Below are 22379 nucleotides of genomic sequence, written 5' to 3' on the forward strand. Positions count from 1 at the left end.
CGGTTCGGAACAGGATTACCATAAGAAATAGTAATCAAATCAGGTGGGGTTAATGAGCCGGAGAGCGATCGCCGGCTCAGGGGAAGATTAGTCTAACTTCACACCCAGGCGATGCGCGACGGCTTCATAGGCTTCGATCAGGCCGCCCAGACTCTGGCGGAAGCGATCTTTGTCCATTTTATCCAGCGTTTCTTTGTCCCACAGGCGGCTACCGTCCGGTGAGAATTCATCACCCAGGACCACTTCACCTTTATACAAACCAAACTCAAGTTTGAAGTCGACCAGAATCAGACCAGCATCATCAAACATCTTTTTCAGCACGTCGTTAGCTTTGTAGGTCAGCTCTTTCATACGCGCCAGATTCTCTTTGCTCACCCAACCAAAAGTTTCGCAATAGGAATCGTTAATCATTGGATCGTGCATAGCATCGTTTTTCAGGAACAGATCAAACAGCGGCGGATTCAGTTCAATACCTTCCTCAACGCCTAAACGCTTAACCAGAGAGCCTGCCGCGCGGTTACGTACCACACATTCAACCGGTACCATCTCCAGTTTTTTCACCAGACATTCGGTATCAGAAAGCAGTCGCTCCATCTGGGTAGGAATACCCGCTTCTTGCAGTTTAGTCATAATGAAATGGTTGAATTTGTTGTTCACCATGCCTTTACGGTCAAACTGTTCAATGCGCGCGCCATCCCCTGCTGACGTATCATTGCGGAATTCGAGCACCAACAGGTCCGGGTTTTCCGTGCTGTATACGGTCTTCGCTTTACCACGATACAACTCAGCTTGCTTTTGCATCTTTATTACTCCTGGGTGTGAATTAACGATAAATATTGCGTTTTTCTGCCGACGCACACGTTTGCGTATCATATCAGAAAAAAAGGGCTGGAGTTATCCAGCCCTTTATTTTTACTTACTGAACGCTGCCTGGAAGACGGCGACCAGCGCGTCGTTCTGGCTTTGCGTCAGGGTATGCCCCTTCGGATCGATAAACTGCAAGCTGCTGCGGTTGTCTAAATCACCGACCTGCAGTTTATAGTCGCCGGATACCAGACCCGGATCGCTTGCGCCCAACTCCTGCCAGTTGCTATCGGACAGTGGTTTGTAGGTCACCGCGATGCTGCCCTGAGAACGGGTGCTGTCGGTTACCTTCATCCCCACTTTCTCAAGCGCTGCCGGCAGACGCTGCCACACCACGTTGAAAGGCCCACGTACAACCAGCATTGGTAAACCGGTGTCATCGGCGGCGCTCTGAACATCCATGGTGGCTGCAGAGCGGTTCTGCGCGGCATTCGCGGCGTCGGTGGCGTTTTTATCCAGACCAGCAGAGATAACGTTCATCATCTCAGCGCTGTAGCGCTGCATTGATGCCGCATCGGCTACGGGTTTACCCGCCTGCTCGAGGTTAACCAGTTTCACCGTTACCGCTTGCTGATAGCCCTGCGGTTTAACCGAGATTTGATAACGTCCACGGTACTGCTCGTCTTCATCCAGACGGTTCCAGTCAACCCAGTCGGTGGTCAACGTCTGGCTGGCATCATCACGTTTGGTGATCGTGTAGTTTTTAGACTGAATGACGCTAACGACCTGCGGCCACAGTGTGTTGCCACGACCGTTTTCCACCAGTAATGTCGACGTATCACCCGCGATCTGTGTGCGAGCACCGGTGACTAATGCTAACGGCTGAGCCGGTGGACGAATATCCAGCGCTTTACCCACGGCACCACTGCCGTTGGTTACCGGGATATTATAGTCGCCCGACATAACCGGCAAAATCATCCCAGCTGGAGCATGAAGCTCAGCAAGCGGTGCGGCCTCCAGATAGGATTCATCACCGCTCACCTGGCGCTTATAGCGCGAGTCAGAGCTACAGGCCGCGAGCAACATAACAAGCGAAACACCCGCAACCTTGGCCAGGCGCGACTTTTGTACTGAGTAAGCCATCAAATCTCCCTAAACTTTACAGCAAACCGGCATGCTTAAGCGCCGCTTTGACGATTTCACGAGCATTGTCCGTGATTGGCGTCATCGGCAGACGTAGCGTATCGGTCGCCACAAGTCCCAACTCCTTACACGCCCATTTCACGGGGATAGGATTGGGTTCGACAAATAGTTTGTTGTGTAACGGCATCAGACGCTGGTTAATCACCCGCGCCTCGGCAAATTGCCCGGCTGCCGCCAGTTTGCACATTTCAGCCATATCACGTGCCGCAACGTTAGACGTTACGGAAATCACGCCATGACCACCGAGCTGCATAAAATCCAGTCCGGTCGCGTCATCACCGCTGAGCAGAATAAAGTCGTCCGAAACCAGCTCTTTGATCTGGTGAACGCGACTTAAGTTCCCCGTGGCCTCTTTAATAGCGATAATATTTTTAACTTTCGCCAGACGACCAACGGTTTCCGGCAGCATATCGCAGCCAGTACGGGACGGCACATTATACAGAATTTGCGGCAGGTCAGTATGCTCAGCGATGGCTTTGAAATGCTGGAACAAACCTTCCTGGGTTGGGCGGTTGTAGTAAGGCGTCACCGTCAGGCAGCCGACAACACCGCTGTCGTTGAAACGCTGCGTCAGACTAATGGCTTCCGCGGTCGCATTGGCGCCGGTTCCGGCAATCACCGGAATACGCCCGTCAGCCAGTTCCAGCGTCATCATCACCACATCGCCATGTTCATCATGACTCAGGGTGGCGGACTCACCGGTGGTGCCAACAGAAACGATCGCCGAGGTGCCGCTGGCGACATGATAATCAATCAGTTTTTTCAGGCTCGACCGGCAGACTTTACCTTTCTCATCCATCGGCGTAACAAGCGCGACAATACTTCCCGTGAACATGGGCCATCCTCTGTGCAAACAAGTGTCTCAATGGTACGTTTGGTACGACAATAAAAGCAAGCGACCAGAGCCGTTCTGATTGTTGTATGCATGTTTTTTTTATGCTTTCCTTATGATTACCTCACCGCTCAAAGGAAGAACAGGTTTGACATCGTCATCGCAACACTATCTGGTCATTACTGCGCTGGGTGCCGATCGCCCAGGAATTGTGAACACCATCACGCGTCATGTCAGCAGTTGCGGCTGTAATATCGAAGACAGCCGACTGGCCATGCTGGGTGATGAGTTCACGTTTATCATGTTGCTGTCGGGAACCTGGAATGCCATCACCCTGATTGAATCAACCCTGCCATTAAAAGGCGCAGAGCTGGATTTACTCATTGTGATGAAGCGCACGACCGCGCGCCCCCGTCCGGCGATGCCTGCTACGGTATGGGTGCAGGTCGATGTCCCTGATTCTCCCCATTTGATTGAACGCTTCACCGCTCTGTTTGACAGCCACCAAATGAATATTGCGGAACTGGTTTCACGCACGCAACCGGCTGAGAATGGAAAGGCGGCGCAGTTGTTTATTCAAATTACCGCACATAGTCCTGCGTCACATGATTCGGCAAATATTGAAGATGCGTTTAAAGCACTCTGTACAGAACTCAATGCGCAAGGCAGTATTAACGTCGTCAATTACTCACAGCATGATGAACAGGATGGAGTTAAGTAATGAACCCACTGAAAGCCGGTGATATCGCACCGAAATTTAGCTTGCCGGATCAAGACGGAGAACAAGTAAATTTAACCGACTTCCAGGGACAGCGTGTTCTGGTTTATTTTTACCCGAAAGCCATGACACCCGGCTGTACCGTACAGGCCTGCGGCCTGCGCGATAACATGGATGAGTTAAAAAAAGCGGGTGTTGAAGTGCTGGGGATCAGCACTGACAAACCAGAGAAGCTTTCCCGATTCGCGGAGAAAGAAGTCCTGAATTTCACGCTCCTGTCCGATGAAGATCATCAGGTTTGCGAGCAGTTCGGCGTCTGGGGTGAGAAGTCATTTATGGGCAAAACCTACGATGGCATCCACCGCATCAGCTTCCTGATTGATGCCGAAGGGAAAATTGAGCATGTGTTTGATGACTTCAAAACCAGCAACCACCACGACGTGGTAATGAATTGGCTGAAAGAGAACGCCTGACCGTGAAATGCCGGATGGCGGCATGAACGCCTTATCCGGCCTACAAATGCACGCACGTAGGCCGGATAAGACGCGTTAGCGTCGCCATCCGGCAGATGACCGCCCGGTTACTCAAACGTCCCTTTCACGCACGCTTTCTGCTCCCTGACTACGGCTTTTCCCTTCGCCCACAGGTGATGAACTTCCAGCGCGTCGTTGAGCACCAGAATGTCCGCATCGCATCCCACCGCCAGACGCCCTTTATGCTCCAGTGCCAAAAATTCTGCGACCGTACGCGTCAGTGGGCACAGCGCCTGTTCCAGCGGTATGGCATGAATCTTCACCAACTGGCGCACCGTCTCAGCCAGTGATTCAAACCCCGCGACACCGATGCCGGTGAGATTGCCAAGCTCATCAAATTCCGGCTGGCTGCCGTTGCCATCCGAGCTAAGGGTAATGCGCGACAGCGGCACGTTCTGGCGCAGCGCCGTGGCGATAGCCGTGGCCGGGTCGACGGGCTCATCAATGCTGCTGGTAATGTCGATATAACCGCCTTTACGGGCATACTCCAGCGCCGCCTGGAACAGCGGTTCCGCACGGTTAACGTGTGTCGGCAACAGTTTAGTAATCGGCACATCGCAACAGTCAAGGATCTGGTACAACGGTTCCAGCATGCGCGGGCTGTCGCCCATATGGAAAACGCTGATCCCCGGTTTGCGCCCTAACAATCCGCCGACACGCGACTGCGCCGCCATATTTGCCAGCGCCGAAGTATCCGGGGCTGAAGAACGATGGTCCGAAACCGCACATTTCACGCCAATAACTTTATCAATCAGCGCCACATCGCGATCGATACTGCCGGTGATCGTCGGGGAAGGCAGAGAATACGCCCCGGTCAGCATCCATGCGCTGATGCCTTCAAACTCCAGCGCGCGGGTTTTTGCCAGCAGCGATTCCGGGTGACGGGTAATGCCATCGGTCCCCAGCAAACCCACCACCGACGTGACGCCAGCTTCAACCAGCCGTGACAAGCGCACTTCCGGCGTGCGGGTATGCGGCCCAGCTTCCCCACCACCGCCAACAAGATGGACGTGTTGATCGATAAACCCCGGACACACAATCGCGCCGTCAAGATTGATGCATGTGCAGCCGGGAAAATCTTCAGGGGAAATCAACGGCGCGATGGCAACAATTTTGCTGCCGGAGACCAGTATATCCTGTCGCCCTAAATCTTCCGGCGCATACACGTGTCCCTGCTGGAACAACGTCAAATCAAGAATTGAACAGTTCATAACCTTCCTTGTCAGGCAATAACCTGCATAACCCAAATAGAGAGCAGCGCATTAATGACGCATACCGCAATAATTAGCGGATAATAACGAGGATGAACCCCCGCGGTCCCCAGACAACGGCCCACATTTTGCACCGGATTTCCCATCAGGTAGATAGCCGGTAACAACACCGTGGCATCATGTCCCGAAAGCGTTCCGGCGACAACCAGGCTGGCGCACACGCCGACGCCGCCTCCCATACTCATCACCGCTGCCAGCAGCACAGTGGCAGATTCCCCTGGCAGCCCCCACAGCGCCATTACCGGCTCGCATACCCGCCCGACAACCTCGAGCAGCCCTGTCACCTTCAGCGCCTGAATAATCACAAACGCCATCACCACGTTAGGCAACAGACTGGTTGTTGCAATGGTAAACCCGCGCCGTGCGCCATCGATAAACATATCCATGACGTTTTTACGTACCTGCGTTGTCATCTCACGCCTCCTGCTGCATACGGCGATTTTCCAGCTGCGCGATCCACACACGCAACAGGTTCGCGCCCACAAATTTGAAGACAAGGATCACCGCCAGCGGCGTAATCACCGGAACGGTCACCATCGTAAACAGCGCTGCGCCAGAAGAAAAATAGTTGGTAATGCATGCGCTGCCGCTGGTTTGCCAGCAGGCAAAAATAGCGCGTTCCTGCTCTGTGATAATGCCCTCTTCCGCCATTTCTTTGGTCATCCCGGCCGCGGCATCGGTATTTTGCAAATTCGCAATCAACGCCAGCGAACAAATACCCGGAATGCCCAGTAACGGACGCAGGACCGGCGTCATCAGCTGTTGTGCCGCGCGCAACCCACCCAGCCCTTCGGTGACAGAAATAATCCCGAGCGAAAGAATGACGGAAGGCGCCAGCTCAAGCGCGAATAAGAAGCCGTCTTTTGCCCCCATCCCCCCTGTGCCACGAAAAGAGACCGCCGTGTCGCCCGCAGCATTAATCTGCCCAAACGCACCGTTGAGGACGGTGAAGTCAAAGACCCGCCACCATTCGGTACTTTTCGCAAACATGCCGGAAAAAAGAATAATCGTAATAAAAAAAGCGAGATAACCACCCCATCCCGCCTTTTGCTGCGTGTGTGTGCTGTGACCCATTTTGTTCTCCTGTTGGCCTTATTCCTTGCGTGACAGAAAGACATCACGCAGGTCAAGTTAAAGACAAATGCGGAGAAAAACGACAGCAGAAGAGATTATTCAGAAAGTGTGGATAGAGGTCAGACAAGTTCAGTTCCGGCGACATTGCATCGCCGGAACCTGTAGATTAGGGTTCGTCAACGACCTGACCATCCGGCCAGGCATGCATTACCGCTTTGATTAACGTCGCCAGAGGAATCGCAAAGAATACGCCCCAGAATCCCCACAAACCGCCGAAAATCACCACGGAGAGAATAATCACCAGTGGATGCAGATTGACCGCCTCGGAGAACAGCACGGGAACCAGCAAATTGCCGTCCAGTGCCTGGATTATCAGGTACACGGCAAAACAGCTCCAGAACTCGGTGCCAAGCCCGAACTGGAACAGCGCCACGCCAACCACCGGAATCGTCACCACAAAAGCGCCGATATACGGGATCAGCACCGAGAACCCGACCAACACCGCCAGCAGCAGCGAATAGTTGAGACCAAACAGCAGGAAGCCGAGCCAGGTCGCTACGCCGACCACCACCATTTCCAGCACCTTCCCGCGGATATAGTTGGTGATTTGCTGATTCATCTCTTTCCATACCTGCCCTGCCAGCCCGCGGTTACGCGGCAGCACCCGGCGCACGGCGTTCAGCATCTGTCCTTTATCTTTGATCAGAAAGAACACCATCAATGGGACGAGAACCAGGTAAACCGCCAGCGTCAGCAAACCGACCAGTGAGGCCAGCGAATATTTCACCACCGAATCGCCCATGGTGAGCATTCGCGAGCGCATATTTTCCGCCATCGCATCAATGATGCCCGCATCCATCAGCGCCGGGTAACGTCGTGGCAAGGTGGCGGCAAAATCAGACAATTTATTGAGCATGCCTGGCATGTCGCGGATCAGGTAAATTCCCTGCTGCCACGCAACGGGCATCACCACAAAGGCCATCAGCAGTAAAATACCGACAAACACCACCAGCACAATCGATGTCGCCCAACGCCGTGAACACCCAATATGTTCCAGCCGCACTGTCGGCCATTCAAGCAGGTACGCCAGCACAATGGCGACCAGCAGCGGCGCCAAAAGACCGCTAAAGAAAAACAGGATGCCAAAACCGGCAACAAGAATAATCAGCAGGGCGATGGCTTCGGGGTCGCTAAAGCGGCGACGATACCATTGCATCAACATTTCGAGCATAAAACCCTTCCATGAACCCAATAGCGGGATTGCGATCCCGAATTGTATCGAAATGTCACAAAAAAGACTTCGCTTTTTATGGCTGATTACGCAAAGTGAAAAGACATTTTTCCTGGGTGTTCATCGTCAGGTTTCGCAGTTACACTCCGTAAGCTTGCGGAGTGTGAACGATACTTCACAGCATCGGTCAAATGGCTATCTCAAAAAAGAATACAGGACAGAGGTTATGTTCAGGCAGTTGAAAAAAAACCTGGTTGCTACCCTCATTGCCGCACTGACTATCGGTCAGGTTGCGCCCGCATTTGCTGATACTGCGGACACCCTGCCTGATATGGGAACGTCGGCAGGCAGTACGCTTTCCATAGGACAGGAAATGCAGATGGGCGATTATTACGTACGCCAACTGCGCGGCAGTGCGCCATTAATTAACGATCCATTGCTCACCCAATACATTAATGCGCTGGGGATGCGTCTGGTCTCGCACGCCGACTCGGTAAAAACGCCCTTCACCTTCTTTTTGATTAACAACGATGAAATCAACGCCTTTGCTTTCTTTGGCGGCAACGTTGTCCTGCACTCCGCACTATTCCGCTATTCCGACAACGAAAGCCAGCTGGCATCGGTTATGGCGCACGAAATTTCCCACGTTACACAGCGTCACCTGGCGCGTGCCATGGAAGATCAGAAACGCAGCGCACCGCTAACGTGGGTTGGCGCATTAGGTTCAATTTTATTAGCAATGGCCAGCCCGCAGGCGGGTATGGCGGCGCTGACCGGTACGCTGGCGGGTACACGTCAGGGAATGATCAGCTTTACGCAGCAAAACGAACAGGAAGCAGACCGCATCGGTATTCAGGTGCTGCAACGCTCGGGATTCGATCCCCAGGCCATGCCAACGTTCCTGGAAAAACTGCTCGACCAGGCTCGTTACTCTTCGCGTCCGCCGGAAATTTTGCTGACTCACCCCCTGCCGGAAAGCCGTCTGTCTGATGCCCGTAACCGCGCCAACCAGATGCGCCCGGTGGTCGTCCAGTCGTCAGAAGATTTTTATCTGGCTAAGGCACGAACCTTAGGCATGTACAACTCTGGTCGTAACCAGTTGACCGATGACCTGCTGAGTAGCTGGTCGAAAGGCAACGTACGTGAGCAACGTGCGGCGCAGTATGGCCGGGCATTGCAGGCGATGGAAGCCAGTAAATACGACGAGGCGCGTAAAGCGCTGCAACCGCTGCTGGCGGCAGATCCTAACAATGCCTGGTATCTCGACCTGGCAACGGATATCGATCTCGGCCAGAAGAAAACCAGTGATGCCATTAACCGCCTGAAAAACGCCCGCGACCTGCGCACTAACCCGGTTCTGCAGCTCAACCTGGCGAATGCCTATTTACAGGGTGGACAAGCCAAAGAGGCGGCGACCATCCTGAATCGCTATACGTTTAACCATAAAGATGACCCTAACGGCTGGGATCTGTTAGCGCAAACGGAAGCCAACCTGAGCAACCGCGATCAGGAGCTGGCGGCGCGCGCGGAGGGGTATGCCCTCGCGGGACGTCTGGATCAGGCTATTTCGATGCTCAGCAGCGCAAGCTCTCAGGTGAAACTGGGTAGCCAGCAGCAGGCCAGATACGATGCCCGTATTGACCAGCTACGCCAGCTGCAAGAACGCTTTAAACCGTACACGAAAATGTAATTATCGAACCCTTGCCGGATGGCGACGCTGTAGCGTCTTATCGGCCTACGTCAGACGCAATATGTAGGCCGGATAGGGTCTTTTGGCCAGCATCCGGCAGTATTGTTATGCAAGGAGAAGTCATGTCAGACGCGATTAAAATCTACCATAACCCACGCTGCTCCAAGAGCCGTGAAACGCTGGAATTACTGAAGTCCAACGGCGTGGACCCGGAAGTGGTGTTGTATCTGGAAACGCCGGCTGACGCAGCAACCCTGCGTGAACTGCTGCAGATGCTCGGCATGTCCAGCGCGCGTGAACTGATGCGCCAGAAAGAGGATCTCTATAAATCGCTTAACCTGGCGGACAAAAATCTGAGTGAAGACGCGCTGATTCAGGCAATGGTGGAAAACCCGAAACTGATGGAGCGCCCGATTGTGGTTGCCAAAGGTCAGGCTCGAATTGGACGCCCGCCTGAGCAGGTACTGGAAATCGTCGGTTAACCTGCAACCTGCCGCAGTCTTCTCGGCTGCGGCGCTTACAGCTTCAGAATTTCTTTTACGAACGGAATGGTCAGCTTACGCTGGGCGGTGATCGACGCATGATCTAACTGATCCAACGTCATAAACAGCGTTCGCATTTCACGATCCAGACGTTTCAGCAGAAAACGTCCCACATCTTCCGGCAGTTCAAATCCACGAAGTCTGGCGCGTAATTGCAACGCCTGCAGCTTATCTTCATCGGAAAGCGGTTGTAGCTTGTAGATTTGCCCCCAGTCCAGGCGTGAGGCGAGATCCGGCAACCCCAGATTCAGCTGTCTTGGCGGACGATCGCCGGTGATCAGCAAGCGCGTTTTCCCCGACTCCAGGATACGATTGTAGAGATCAAAGATCGACATTTCCCACAGCGAATCACCGGCCACACATTCGATGTTATCAATGCAAACCAGCGATAAATGCTCCATCCCGTCGAGCACCTCGGGGACGAACCAGGTGCGTTTATCGAGCGGCACGTAGCCTACCGCATCGCCGCGCGCGGACAGTTCCGCACAGGCTGCATGCAGCAAATGACTACGGCCAGCGCCTTCACGCGACCAGAGATAAATATACCCGCTATGTTCCTGACGCAGCACGTTTTGCAGTGCAGCCAGTAAAGAGGAGTTATCCCCCGGCCAGAAACTTGCGAAAGTTTCGTCGTCAGGAAGATAAAGTGGCAAAGAGAGCTGTGCCGGTGTGTTCAGAGATACCTCAACCCAGGATTTCATAAAATCGCGTTGAGTTTAACACAGAAATACGTCGCGATAGAACCGGGCAGCGCTGCCGCCCGGTCAGAGATTTACTGTTGCGGACTGTCTGCATCTTTCGCGTCAAGCACGACTTCTTCCGGACGCAGCAGGCTGATAACTTTGAAAATCAGGCTCAGACAGACACCAACGATGGTCGCCAGCGCCATGCCTTTCAGCTCTGCGGCACCGATGTGAACTTTCGCGCCACTTACGCCGATGATCAAAATAACCGAGGTCAGGATCAGGTTCTGCGCCTTGTTATAGTCAACCTTCGACTCGATCAGTACGCGAATACCAGAAGCACCAATCACACCGTACAGCAGCAGTGATACGCCGCCCATCACCGGCAGTGGGATAATTTGGATCGCCGCCGCCAGTTTACCCACGCAGGAGAGCAGAATGGCGAAAATTGCCGCACCGCCGATAACCCAGGTACTGTAAACGCGGGTAATCGCCATTACGCCGATATTTTCGCCGTACGTGGTGTTCGGCGTAGAGCCGAAGAAACCAGAGATTACCGTAGACAGACCGTTGGCAAACATAGAACGATGCAGGCCAGGATCGCGAATCAAATCTTTTTTCACGATATTCGCCGTCACCACCAGATGCCCGACGTGTTCGGCGATGACCACCAGCGCCGCTGGCAGGATGGTCAGAATGGCAACCCATTCAAAACGCGGCGTGTAGAACGTCGGCAGCGCGAACCAGTGGGCCTGCGCAATCGGCGTAGTGTCCACAACGCCCATCACGAAGGAAAGCGCATAACCGGCCAGCACCCCGATCAGAATCGGGATAATCGCCATAAAACCGCGGAACAATACAGAGCCAAATACGGTTACCGCCAGCGTTACCATAGAAATGATGATGGTTTTTGAATCCGGTAATTGCCCCTCAGCAGGCAGTAACCCCGCCATACCCGCAGCAACGCCAGCCAGCTCCAGACCGATGACGGCAACGATTGCGCCCATCGCCGCAGGCGGGAACATGACATCCAGCCAGCCGGTTCCTGCCTTCTTAACAATGAAAGAAACCAGGCAGAACAGGACGCCACACATAATGAAACCGCCCAGCGCCACTTCATACCCTAACGGCAGCAGCAGCAGTACCGGGGAAATAAAGGCAAAGCTGGAACCCAGATATGCGGGAATTTTACCCTTACAAATAAAGAGATACAGCAACGTACCAATGCCGTTAAACAGCAGAACGGTAGCCGGGTTGATGTGGAACAGGACTGGCACCAGTACCGTTGCGCCAAACATGGCGAACAGGTGCTGCAAACTAAGCGGGATTGTCTGTAAAAGCGGCGGTCTTTCACTCACCCCGATAGCACGGCGCGTCATAGTGTTTTCCTCTGAGTGTTGTTTGTTATTAGCCATTGGGTTGTTTTATTCAAAAAAAAGCCGACTCTTAAAGTCGGCTTCTTTTCACTTATTCGTTTACTTAGTACCAAAAATCTTATCGCCGGCATCGCCGAGCCCCGGAATAATGTATCCGTGCTCGTTCAGTCCCTGATCGATGGAGGCGGTGTACAGTTCCACATCCGGGTGCGCTTTTTCCAGTGCCGCGATACCTTCCGGTGCCGCAACCAGGACCAGCACTTTAATGCTGGTGCAGCCTGCATTTTTCAGCAGATCGATAGTGGCGATAACAGAGCCGCCGGTTGCCAGCATTGGGTCAACGATCAGCGCCATACGCTCATCGATGTTAGAAACCAGCTTCTGGAAATACGGAACCGGCTCCAGCGTCTCTTCGTTACGGTACATACCAACAACGCTGATACGCGCGCTCGGAACGTTTTCCAGAACGCCTTCCATCATGCCCAGACCCGCACGCAGGATAGGCACAACGGTGATTTTTTTGCCTTTGATTTGGTCAACTTCAACTGGACCGTTCCAGCCTTCAATGGTCACCTTTTCGGTTTCCAGACCAGCGGTTGCTTCATAAGTCAGCAGACTGCCAACTTCCGAGGCGAGTTCACGAAAGCGTTTAGTGCTGATGTCGTTTTCACGCATCAGTCCCAGCTTGTGTTTGACGAGTGGGTGTTTGACTTCCACGATCTTCATACTCTTCTCCTTTCCTCAGACGAATGGCAACCACAAAAAAAATCGCCGGATTATACCGCTTTTCCTCTCTGGCGCAACACTGCATACGCTTGATATGGATCAACCAAAGTCATTTGCGTCTGAATGATGAGTATAAAACAAGCCCCGCACTGATGGCGGGGCTTGCTGTCAATGCTATGAATTTTAAAGATATTCAGCATTGGTCTGGATGACTTTTTGATACCACGAAAAAGATTTTTTAGGTGAGCGCGTTAATGTCCCGCTACCGTCATTATTTTTATCGACATAGATAAACCCGTAGCGTTTTTTCATCTCCCCTGTCCCGGCAGAGACTAAATCAATACAGCCCCACGGGGTATATCCCATCAGATCCACGCCATCTTCCACCACCGCTTTTTTCATCTCACGTATGTGGGCGGCAAGGTAGTCGATACGGTACTGGTCGTTAACTGTACCATCGTCCTCGCGCACATCAATGGCGCCAAATCCATTCTCCACAATAAATAGTGGCAGTTGATAATGATCCCAGAACCAGTTCAGTGAATAACGTAGGCCAACCGGATCAATCTGCCAGCCCCAGTCCGATTTCTGCACGTACGGGTTGGAAACCAGGCTTTTCGACTCGTCGTAATCCAGCTGTGGGTTGTCCGCCGTTGCCTGGGTCGCGAAAGACATATAATAGCTAAAGCCGATGTAATCAACGCAGCCCTTGGCCAGCGCCTGACGGTCTTCCTCGGTGATATCCAGTTCAAAGCCACGACGGGCAAAGTAGTTGAGAAGATGCCGCGGGTATTTGCCGCGCACATGGACGTCAGTAAACCAGTAACGCCGGTGCATGGCATTCATCGCCATCATCATATCGTCTGGCGCGCAGGTCAGCGGATAGATTGGACACATGGCAATCATGCACCCTATTTGTAATTCCGGGTTAATCTCACGCGCGACCTTTACCGCCAGCGCGCTTGCCACCAGCTCATAGTGCGCCGCCTGGTACATGACCGGCTCGCGGTCTTCGCCAGGCTGGTATTTCAGACCTGAGTTAGTAAAGGGCGCGAAATCTTCGTGATAATTTGCCTGGTTGTTAATCTCATTAAACGTCATCCAGTACTTCACTTTGTGCTGGTAACGAGTGAATACCACCCTGGCAAAACGGACAAAGAAATCGATAAGCTTGCGGTTGCGCCAGCCGCCGTACTCCGTCACCAGATGGTAAGGCATCTCAAAATGCGACAGCGTAATCACCGGCTCAATGCCATATTTCAGGCATTCGTCAAACAGGTCATCATAGAACTGTAGGCCAGCCTCATTGGGTTGTTCTTCATCGCCGAAGGGGAAAATACGTGTCCAGGCAATAGAGGTGCGAAAACATTTAAACCCCATTTCGGCAAACAGCTTTATGTCGTCTTTATAGCGATGATAAAAATCGATGGCCTCGTGGTTAGGGTAATTTTTACCGGCAATCACACCGTCGGTAATTTCACGCGCCACACCATGCGCTCCCGCGGTCATGACATCGGCAACGCTGACGCCTTTTCCGCCCTCCTGCCAGCCACCTTCCAGTTGATGAGCAGCGACAGCACCACCCCACATGAAATCTGCTTTAAATCCTGACATACCCTTCCCCTATCGTGATGACTCTGCGCAAAACGCTGTTGATGAGGTCCGCAACAGAAAACAGAAACCGGTTTCAGTACGATACTGTGCATTCGGCTAACAGGATTCAAGCACAAGACTGTACCCGGTTTCATTTTCGTGGCGCAGCTCAAACAAATAGATAAATGATTGTAAAATGCTGAAAAAACCAGCAGATAAAACTTGATGCAGAGCAGGCTCGCAAACGTTTGCTTTCCCTGTTAGAATTGCGCCGAATTTAACTTTTACTGCAAGTAAACATGTGGGGAAGCAGGCAGTGACCGATAAAACCTCTCTTAGCTACAAAGATGCCGGTGTTGATATTGATGCAGGTAATGCTCTGGTTGATCGAATCAAAGGCGTAGTAAAGAAAACTCGTCGTCCGGAAGTTATGGGTGGTCTGGGTGGCTTCGGTGCGCTGTGCGCATTGCCGCAAAAATATCGTGAACCGGTACTGGTTTCCGGCACTGATGGCGTTGGTACAAAACTGCGTCTGGCGATGGATCTGAAACGCCACGACACTATCGGCATTGACCTCGTCGCAATGTGCGTCAACGACCTCGTGGTTCAGGGCGCTGAGCCGCTGTTCTTCCTCGACTACTATGCAACCGGCAAACTGGATGTGGACACCGCAGCCAGCGTCATTAACGGGATTGCCGAAGGCTGCCTGCAGTCTGGCTGTGCGCTGGTCGGTGGGGAAACAGCTGAAATGCCGGGGATGTACCACGGCGAAGATTACGACGTGGCAGGTTTCTGCGTTGGCGTCGTCGAAAAATCAGAGATTATCGACGGTTCAAAAGTAGCTGACGGTGACGTACTGATTGCACTCGGCTCCAGCGGCCCGCACTCCAACGGCTACTCTCTGGTGCGTAAAATTGTAGAAGTCAGCGGTTGTGACCCAGAAACCACCGAGCTTGAAGGCAAGCCGCTGGCCGATCACTTACTGGCCCCTACCCGCATTTACGTGAAATCCATTCTGGAACTGATCGAGAAGGTTGATGTGCACGCCATTGCCCACCTGACCGGCGGCGGCTTCTGGGAAAATATTCCACGCGTTCTGCCAGACAACACGCAGGCAGTGATCGACGAATCTTCATGGCAGTGGCCAGCCGTCTTCAACTGGCTGCAAACGGCGGGTAACGTCAGCCAGCATGAGATGTATCGCACCTTTAACTGCGGTGTAGGTATGGTTATCGCCCTGCCAACTCCGGAAGTGGACAAAGCCCTTGCTTTGCTCAATGAGAAAGGTGAAAACGCATGGAAAATCGGTATCATCAAAGCTTCTGATTCCGAACAGCGTGTGGTCATTGAATGAAAAACATTGTGGTGCTCATTTCCGGCAACGGAAGCAATTTGCAGGCGATAATCGACGCCTGCGAACAGAAAAAAATCAATGGCACCATACGTGCAGTATTCAGTAACAAGGCCGATGCGTTCGGCCTTGAGCGCGCACGCGAAGCGAATATTCCGGCACACTCGCTGGAAGCCGCCCAGTTTGCCAGTCGCGAAGCATTCGACCGCCAACTGATACAAGAGATTGACGCCTATGCACCCGATGTTGTGGTGCTGGCCGGTTATATGCGTATCCTCAGCCCGGCGTTTGTCGCTCACTATGCTGAACGATTACTGAATATCCACCCGTCTTTATTGCCGAAGTATCCCGGCCTGCATACGCATCGCCAGGTACTGGAAAACGGCGATGAAGAACATGGTACCTCAGTCCATTTCGTGACGGATGAGTTGGACGGCGGACCGGTCATTCTCCAGGCCAAAGTTCCAGTATTTGAAGGCGACAGCGAAGATGATGTCACGGCACGGGTTCAGGCTCAGGAACATACCATTTACCCGTTGGTGGTAAGCTGGTTTATCGACGGTCGCCTGAAGATGCGTGATAACGCTGCATGGCTGGATGGCGTTCGTTTGCCTCCACAAGGCTACGCCGCCGACGAATAATAAAAAAACCAACCTGTAAGCCGAATGTCACCATCCGGCTTACAGGCATAACTACCTTTTCCGGTTAATACCACCGGTATTCATCTACGCTCCCCCTTTCTCTTTGCTATCAGACGGTTTATTGTCATATTTTTCTGGCACAGTTGGACATCTGAGAGCAATGCTCGCCATAATAAATCGGTAGTGTCCCGTGAATGAAACGGAGTAAAAGTGGTAATGGGTCAGGAAAAGCTATACATCGAGAAAGAACTCAGCTGGTTAGCGTTCAACGAACGTGTACTCCAGGAAGCTGCTGATAAGTCAAACCCGTTGATCGAACGGATGCGTTTCTTAGGCATCTATTCCAATAATCTCGACGAGTTTTATAAGGTTCGTTTTGCCGAACTGAAGCGCCGAATCATTATTAGCGAAGAACAGGGTTCAAACTCTCACTCCCGCCATTTGTTAGGCAAAATCCAGGCCCGCGTATTAAAAGCCGATCAGGAATTTGACGGCCTGTACAACGAGTTGCTGTTGGAAATGGCGCGCAATCAGATTTTCTTAATCAACGAACGCCAGTTGTCGGTCAATCAGCAAAGCTGGTTGCGTCATTACTTCAAGCAATATCTTCGCCAGCACATCACGCCGATCCTGATTAACCGCGAGACGGATTTAGTCCAGTTTTTGAAAGATGACTACACCTATCTGGCGGTAGAAATTATCCGTGGTGATACGATCCGCTACGCGCTGCTGGAAATCCCTTCCGACAAGGTTCCCCGTTTTGTGAATCTGCCGCCGGAAACCCCGCGCCGTCGCAAACCGATGATCCTGCTGGACAACATCTTACGTTACTGCCTTGACGACATTTTCAAAGGGTTCTTTGACTACGACGCACTGAACGCCTATTCGATGAAAATGACCCGTGACGCCGAATACGATTTGGTGCACGAGATGGAATCGAGCCTGATGGAGCTGATGTCATCCAGCCTGAAACAGCGTCTGACCGCAGAACCTGTACGTTTTGTCTATCAGCGTGACATGCCCAATGCACTGGTCGAAGTACTGCGTGAAAAACTGACGATTTCTCGCTACGACTCGATTGTTCCCGGCGGGCGTTACCATAACTTCAAAGACTTTATTAACTTCCCTAACGTTGGCAAAGCTAACCTGGTGAACAAACCGCTGCCGCGTCTGCGCCATATCTGGTTCGACAACGAGAAGTTTCGTAACGGCTTTGACGCCGTTCGTGAACGCGACGTGCTGCTGTATTACCCCTATCACACCTTTGAGCACGTTCTTGAACTGCTGCGCCAGGCCTCTTTCGACCCGAGCGTGCTGGCTATAAAGATCAACATCTACCGTGTGGCAAAAGATTCACGCATCATAGATTCAATGATCCATGCCGCGCACAACGGTAAGAAAGTCACCGTGGTGGTGGAATTGCAGGCCCGCTTCGATGAAGAAGCCAACATCCATTGGGCCAAGCGTCTTACCGAAGCAGGCGTTCACGTCATCTTCTCCGCGCCAGGCCTGAAAATTCACGCCAAACTGTTCCTTATCTCGCGTAAAGAAGGTGATGAAGTCGTGCGCTATGCGCATATCGGGACGGGGAACTTCAACGAAAAAACGGCACGCCTGTATACCGACTACTCGTTGCTAACTGCCGATTCGCGCATTACCAACGAAGTGCGTCGGGTGTTTAACTTCATCGAGAACCCGTATCGCCCGGTGACGTTCGATTATCTGCTGGTTTCCCCGCAGAACTCACGCCGTCTGCTGTACGCGATGATCGACAAAGAAATCGCCAACGCGCAGCAAGGACTGCCTTCCGGCATTACGCTAAAACTGAATAACCTGGTCGATAAAGGTCTGGTTGACCGCCTCTATGCGGCCTCAAGCTCTGGTGTGCCGGTCAATTTGTTGATTCGTGGTATGTGTTCTTTGATTCCGAATCTGGAAGGTATCAGCGACAATATTCGCGTTATCAGCATCGTTGATCGCTATCTTGAACATGACCGGGTCTATATCTTCGAGAACGGAGGTGACAAGCAGGTGTATCTCTCCTCCGCTGACTGGATGACAAGAAACATCGACTATCGTATCGAAGTTGCCACACCGCTTCTTGACCCGCGCCTTAAGCAACGCGTGCTGGATATTATCGATATCCTGTTCAGCGACACGGTGAAAGCCCGCTTTATTGATAAAGAACTGAGTAATCGCTACGTACCGCGCGGAAACCGCCGTAAGGTTCAGTCACAATTGGCGATTTACGATTACATCAAATCACTCGAGCAACCTGACTAAAGATATGCCAATACACGACAAGACTCCACGACCGCAGGAATTTGCTGCGGTCGACCTTGGTTCAAACAGTTTCCATATGGTCATTGCCCGCGTGGTTGATGGCGCAATGCAAATTATTGGGCGACTGAAACAACGCGTACATCTGGCGGATGGCCTCGGCGAAGATAACAAGCTGAGCGAAGAGGCCATGGAGCGCGGGCTAAGCTGTTTATCACTGTTCGCCGAACGTTTGCAGGGGTTTCCTCCATCAAGCGTATGTATCGTGGGAACCCATACTTTGCGTCAGGCACTGAATGCGACTGATTTTCTCAAGCGAGCGGAAAAAGTCATCCCCTACCCAATTGAGATTATTTCCGGCAACGAAGAAGCCCGATTGATCTTTATGGGCGTTGAACATACGCAGCCGGAAAAAGGTCGCAAGCTGGTTATCGATATCGGCGGCGGCTCAACAGAACTGGTGATCGGAGAAGATTTCGAGCCTAAACTGGTCGAAAGCCGCCGTATGGGTTGCGTCAGCTTTGCCCAGATGTATTTCCCGCGCGGTGTAATTAACCGCGAAAACTTCCAGCGTGCCCGCATGGCGGCTGCGCAAAAGCTCGAAACCTTAACCTGGCAGTTTCGCATTCAGGGCTGGAACGTTGCGCTGGGCGCATCGGGCACCATTAAAGCAGCCCATGAAGTGCTGCTGGAGATGGGTGAAAAAGACGGTTTTATCACCCCCGAACGTCTGGACAAGCTGACATCTGAAGTGTTGAAGCACGCGTCATTTGATGCGCTCAGCTTGCCGGGGTTGTCAGAAGAAAGAAAAGCTGTGTTTGTACCCGGACTCGCGATTCTGTGCGGCGTTTTTGACGCGTTAGCTATTCGCGAACTTCGCCTTTCTGATGGTGCGTTACGTGAGGGCGTGCTGTACGAGATGGAAGGCCGTTTTCGCCACCAGGATGTTCGTAGCCGTACCGCCAGCAGCCTGGCGAACCAGTACAATATTGACAGCGAACAGGCCCGGCGCGTACTAGAAACAACGATGCAAATGTACGACCAGTGGCATACGCAGCAGCCAAAGCTGGCCAATCCCCAACTGGAAGCGTTACTGCGTTGGGCAGCAATGCTGCATGAGGTTGGGCTGAACATCAACCACAGCGGTTTGCATCGCCACTCTGCGTATATCTTACAAAACAGCGATCTGCCTGGTTTCAATCAGGAACAACAGCTGATGATGGCAACATTAGTTCGTTATCATCGCAAAGCGATTAAACTCGACGACTTGCCCCGCTTTACGCTGTTTAAGAAGAAACAGTTTCTGCCGTTAATTCAGCTGCTGCGCCTGGGCGTGCTGTTGAATAATCAGCGTCAGGCGACCACCACACCGCCGACTTTGACCCTGATTACCGATGACAGCCACTGGACCTTACGCTTCCCGCATGACTGGTTTAGCCAAAATGCGCTGGTGCTGCTCGATCTGGAGAAAGAGCAGCAATACTGGGAAGCCGTAACAGGCTGGCGACTCAAAATTGAAGAAGAGAGCTCACCCGATATCGCCGCATAAGATCTCAGCAGGTGTCAGTTCATCTGGCACCTGCTTTTCCAGAGTTTCATTCAACGGCAGTGGCTCACCAATCAGATACCCCTGCATGTAATCAATCCCCAGCGAAATCACCGCACTGCGTATTTCTTCGCTTTCGACGTACTCCGCAACCACCAGCATTCTTTTCATCCGCGCCAGATGGCAAATAGAGGCCACGATTTGGTAGTCGAGGCTGTTCGAAACAATATTGCGAATAAAGCTACCGTCAATTTTCAGGATATCGGCATTCACATTTTTCAGCCGCGCATAGCTGGCATACCCAGTACCAAAATCATCAATCGCAATCTGACAGCCCAGTGATTGCAGCTGCAGCAACGTTGCCTGTGCCTGTTCCGCATTGGTCAAGGCATTGCTTTCCGTCACTTCAAAGATAAGTTGCCATGCTTCAACCTTGTACTTATTCAGTAACTGATTGATGTCATTAGGAAGTCGCGCGCGACATACTGAGGTAGGTGATAAGTTGATAGCAAACCGGTGGGCGGGCATTTTTTCCCGATTCTGCGCCATAAATTTCAACGTATTTTCAATCACCCACAGATCGATACGGGATGACAAACCAAACTCATGGGCTACCGGCAAGAAGCTATCAGGGGCGATAGTTTCACCGTCATCCCCCTCAAGCCGCAGGAGGATTTCGTGATAAACGTCGCCACGCACGCCAAAAATCGGCTGCGCCTTCAGGAAAAAACGATTGTTCTCCAGCGCCTGCTGAATACGGTTCATCATCGCAACTTTATCTTTCAGGTCGCGTTGCAGGTGCATCACACCACGCCGCTGCAAATTCTCTGGTGAATTGGTTGCCAGCGATAATTCGGCAATGGTACTTAACTCTCCCAGCAACAAATAGATATGGTTAACAGGAGAACGGACATAGCAAAAGCTGATCCCAACCTGCGGTTGCAAAGGCATTCCGTCCCAGACAAAACGAAACTGCTTGATATGCCTGTCCAGTGCTTCAATGCGTTCCTGGTGTAGCTCAGTGTTAAAACGCAGGATTAAATCATTACCTGACAATTGATAGACATGCTCATCCTGTTCAAGCAACGGTGTTATCCACTGAGCCAGTTTTTGCTTGTACTGGATACGCAGCATAATGCCGTAATTTTTCACCAGCAGCTCCATGCCCGGAACACCCAAAAAGCAAAGCACTGACCATGGCGCGTTTTTCAAATCCCGGTTCAAAGCGCGCAAATTCGGAATATGCACCATAGGGTCAAAGAAGGCCAGGCGATGATTGCGCCGGGTAACAAAACGTTGACGCGTTGCCAGGACAGCAATGAAATTCACGATGAAGGAAAAAACCAGATAACTTGATGAGGTAATGGCAAGCTGCGTATCGTAACCCGAATACCATGGCATATAGCGCTGATAATAATGAATTGCGGTAATAAGTACGACAGCCCATATCACCGAAATAAATCTATAACCGTAACGCATTGCCCCCCACAGCATGACGGGAAGTAACAGTGACAAGGTATAATTCGTGCTAAATATTGAGCTTTGTTCATTGAGCGGCATACACAACATTGCCATTAGCACAGTCAATATAATCAACCAGACCGCAAACTCTGTTTTAGTCACTTTGGTATCAAACTGCTGCTTTAACTGAGAAAAATAGCCTCTCAGATGCAAGGGGTTGCGAATTGTTCGAATGATGAAATAACACAGCGGCACACCTACAAGATTCCCCGCGAGTATGGACTGATAGTTGATCAATGTGCCTGTATTGAAGGGCATAACGCCCACCATGCCGGATTTGCTTTCATAAACACCCACAAATGCAGCAAACTGGAAGAGTATCAGAAACAGCGTTGCCGGGCAGAAGACCTGCCAGAACATACGCTGAAACATCAGGTGAGAATCCCCGTGGGAAACGTTGTTTCGTCGGGGAGAAAATACTTTATATCCTCCCCAGCTAAGCACGATTGTAACTATAAAGTGCGAAATTATTGAAAGTGTTTCAAATAACCCGACCTGCGGATATTTGTACCAGATAATGGAAATGATAATACCTGGCAATGCCGCCCAGCCAAAAAAAAGCATCAGGCTAATCATCAGCGCTAACGGCAGGTAGAAAAGAATTACGGTCCCCGTACTAATATGGGCATAGGTGGTGGCAGTGCTCAATATAGGCAACAACAAAGAAGGTAAGATGAGAGGTAATGCCCACCATCTATCTCTAATACCAATATAATTTTTATTGAGTTTCATAGATGCTCAGTAGAATCCCGCACATCCTGTAG

20 protein-coding genes are annotated in these 22379 nt (G+C 51.9%); 8 read left to right on the forward strand and 12 right to left on the reverse strand.

The genetic code is table 11. The annotated features are described in order from the left end of the window. Positions 1-87: 87 nt before the first annotated feature. From purC to dapA, 3 genes are all read right to left on the reverse strand, one after another. Positions 88-801 (reverse strand): phosphoribosylaminoimidazolesuccinocarboxamide synthase, encoded by a 714-nt coding sequence (purC, locus tag OGX96_RS09665; RefSeq protein ID WP_003835086.1) that lies wholly within the window; start codon positions 799-801, stop codon positions 88-90. Between the two features lie 111 nt (positions 802-912). Further along, positions 913-1947 carry an outer membrane protein assembly factor BamC gene (gene bamC / locus OGX96_RS09670; RefSeq protein WP_003835088.1) on the reverse strand — a complete coding sequence of 345 codons (1035 nt, stop codon included), beginning with the start codon at positions 1945-1947 and terminating at the stop codon, positions 913-915. 16 nt (positions 1948-1963) lie between these two features. Beyond that, on the reverse strand, positions 1964-2842 hold the full coding sequence (gene dapA / locus OGX96_RS09675; protein ID WP_003037957.1) for a 4-hydroxy-tetrahydrodipicolinate synthase: 879 nt from the start codon (positions 2840-2842) through the stop codon (positions 1964-1966). A gap of 145 nt (positions 2843-2987) precedes the next feature. Between dapA and OGX96_RS09680 the strand changes: the two genes are divergently transcribed. Both OGX96_RS09680 and bcp read left to right on the forward strand, forming a co-directional pair. Then, positions 2988-3560 carry a glycine cleavage system transcriptional repressor gene (locus tag OGX96_RS09680; RefSeq protein ID WP_003037954.1) on the forward strand — a complete coding sequence of 191 codons (573 nt, stop codon included), beginning with the start codon at positions 2988-2990 and terminating at the stop codon, positions 3558-3560. After that, entirely contained in the window at positions 3560-4030 is a 471-nt protein-coding gene (bcp, locus tag OGX96_RS09685; RefSeq protein WP_003835095.1) for a thioredoxin-dependent thiol peroxidase, read from the forward strand. Before OGX96_RS09680 ends, bcp begins: the two co-directional genes overlap by 1 nt. Positions 4031-4137: 107 nt before the next feature. On the opposite strand, the gene iadA is transcribed toward bcp, so the two are convergent. The 4 genes from iadA to OGX96_RS09705 all read right to left on the reverse strand — a co-directional run bounded on the left by iadA (position 4138) and on the right by OGX96_RS09705 (position 7666). Then, positions 4138-5301 carry a beta-aspartyl-peptidase gene (iadA, locus tag OGX96_RS09690; RefSeq protein ID WP_286582869.1) on the reverse strand — a complete coding sequence of 388 codons (1164 nt, stop codon included), beginning with the start codon at positions 5299-5301 and terminating at the stop codon, positions 4138-4140. A gap of 11 nt (positions 5302-5312) precedes the next feature. After that, the gene (locus OGX96_RS09695) at positions 5313-5774 is read right to left on the reverse strand and encodes a YjiG family protein (RefSeq protein ID WP_003835099.1); all 462 of its coding nucleotides are present in this window, start codon (positions 5772-5774) and stop codon (positions 5313-5315) included. 1 nt (position 5775) lies between these two features. After that, the gene (locus OGX96_RS09700) at positions 5776-6435 is read right to left on the reverse strand and encodes a nucleoside recognition domain-containing protein (protein WP_198802781.1); all 660 of its coding nucleotides are present in this window, start codon (positions 6433-6435) and stop codon (positions 5776-5778) included. Positions 6436-6601: 166 nt separating this feature from the next. Further along, a complete protein-coding gene (locus OGX96_RS09705) occupies positions 6602-7666 on the reverse strand; it encodes an AI-2E family transporter (protein ID WP_003037941.1) in 1065 nt (354 codons plus the stop codon). A 226-nt stretch (positions 7667-7892) separates the two neighbouring features. Between OGX96_RS09705 and bepA the strand changes: the two genes are divergently transcribed. Both bepA and arsC read left to right on the forward strand, forming a co-directional pair. Beyond that, positions 7893-9356, forward strand: coding sequence for a beta-barrel assembly-enhancing protease (bepA, locus tag OGX96_RS09710; protein ID WP_008785438.1), 1464 nt, complete (start codon positions 7893-7895; stop codon positions 9354-9356). 122 nt (positions 9357-9478) lie between these two features. Next, positions 9479-9838 (forward strand): arsenate reductase (glutaredoxin), encoded by a 360-nt coding sequence (gene arsC / locus OGX96_RS09715; RefSeq protein ID WP_003037937.1) that lies wholly within the window; start codon positions 9479-9481, stop codon positions 9836-9838. A 35-nt stretch (positions 9839-9873) separates the two neighbouring features. Here the strand turns inward: arsC and OGX96_RS09720 are convergent, their stop codons facing one another. From OGX96_RS09720 to OGX96_RS09735, 4 genes are all read right to left on the reverse strand, one after another. After that, positions 9874-10575, reverse strand: coding sequence for a DnaA inactivator Hda (locus OGX96_RS09720; protein WP_233097529.1), 702 nt, complete (start codon positions 10573-10575; stop codon positions 9874-9876). Positions 10576-10670: 95 nt separating this feature from the next. Further along, entirely contained in the window at positions 10671-11960 is a 1290-nt protein-coding gene (uraA, locus tag OGX96_RS09725) for a uracil permease (protein WP_003835107.1), read from the reverse strand. Between the two features lie 96 nt (positions 11961-12056). Continuing rightward, complete coding sequence (gene upp, locus OGX96_RS09730) at positions 12057-12683, reverse strand: uracil phosphoribosyltransferase (protein ID WP_003835110.1); 627 nt, start codon at positions 12681-12683, stop codon at positions 12057-12059. 183 nt (positions 12684-12866) lie between these two features. Continuing rightward, positions 12867-14297: a 6-phospho-beta-glucosidase gene (locus OGX96_RS09735; RefSeq protein ID WP_198802785.1), complete on the reverse strand. Its 1431-nt coding sequence runs from the start codon at positions 14295-14297 to the stop codon at positions 12867-12869. A 295-nt stretch (positions 14298-14592) separates the two neighbouring features. On the opposite strand from OGX96_RS09735, the gene purM reads away from it, so the two are divergent. From purM to ppx, 4 genes are all read left to right on the forward strand, one after another. Continuing rightward, positions 14593-15630: a phosphoribosylformylglycinamidine cyclo-ligase gene (gene purM / locus OGX96_RS09740; RefSeq protein ID WP_286582872.1), complete on the forward strand. Its 1038-nt coding sequence runs from the start codon at positions 14593-14595 to the stop codon at positions 15628-15630. Continuing rightward, positions 15627-16268: a phosphoribosylglycinamide formyltransferase gene (purN, locus tag OGX96_RS09745; RefSeq protein WP_008785442.1), complete on the forward strand. Its 642-nt coding sequence runs from the start codon at positions 15627-15629 to the stop codon at positions 16266-16268. Before purM ends, purN begins: the two co-directional genes overlap by 4 nt. 216 nt (positions 16269-16484) lie before the next feature. Then, entirely contained in the window at positions 16485-18551 is a 2067-nt protein-coding gene (gene ppk1 / locus OGX96_RS09750) for a polyphosphate kinase 1 (protein ID WP_032944192.1), read from the forward strand. 4 nt (positions 18552-18555) lie between these two features. Then, a complete protein-coding gene (gene ppx / locus OGX96_RS09755; RefSeq protein WP_032944195.1) occupies positions 18556-20097 on the forward strand; it encodes an exopolyphosphatase in 1542 nt (513 codons plus the stop codon). Here ppx and OGX96_RS09760 read toward each other — a convergent pair. Next, complete coding sequence (locus OGX96_RS09760) at positions 20077-22347, reverse strand: bifunctional diguanylate cyclase/phosphodiesterase (RefSeq protein ID WP_125363141.1); 2271 nt, start codon at positions 22345-22347, stop codon at positions 20077-20079. The two genes, ppx and OGX96_RS09760, sit on opposite strands and share 21 nt — an antisense overlap. Between the last annotated feature and the right edge of the window lie 32 nt (positions 22348-22379).

It is taken from the genome of Citrobacter sp. Cpo100, from assembly GCF_030332595.1.
GTDB classification, from domain to species: domain Bacteria; phylum Pseudomonadota; class Gammaproteobacteria; order Enterobacterales; family Enterobacteriaceae; genus Citrobacter; species Citrobacter portucalensis.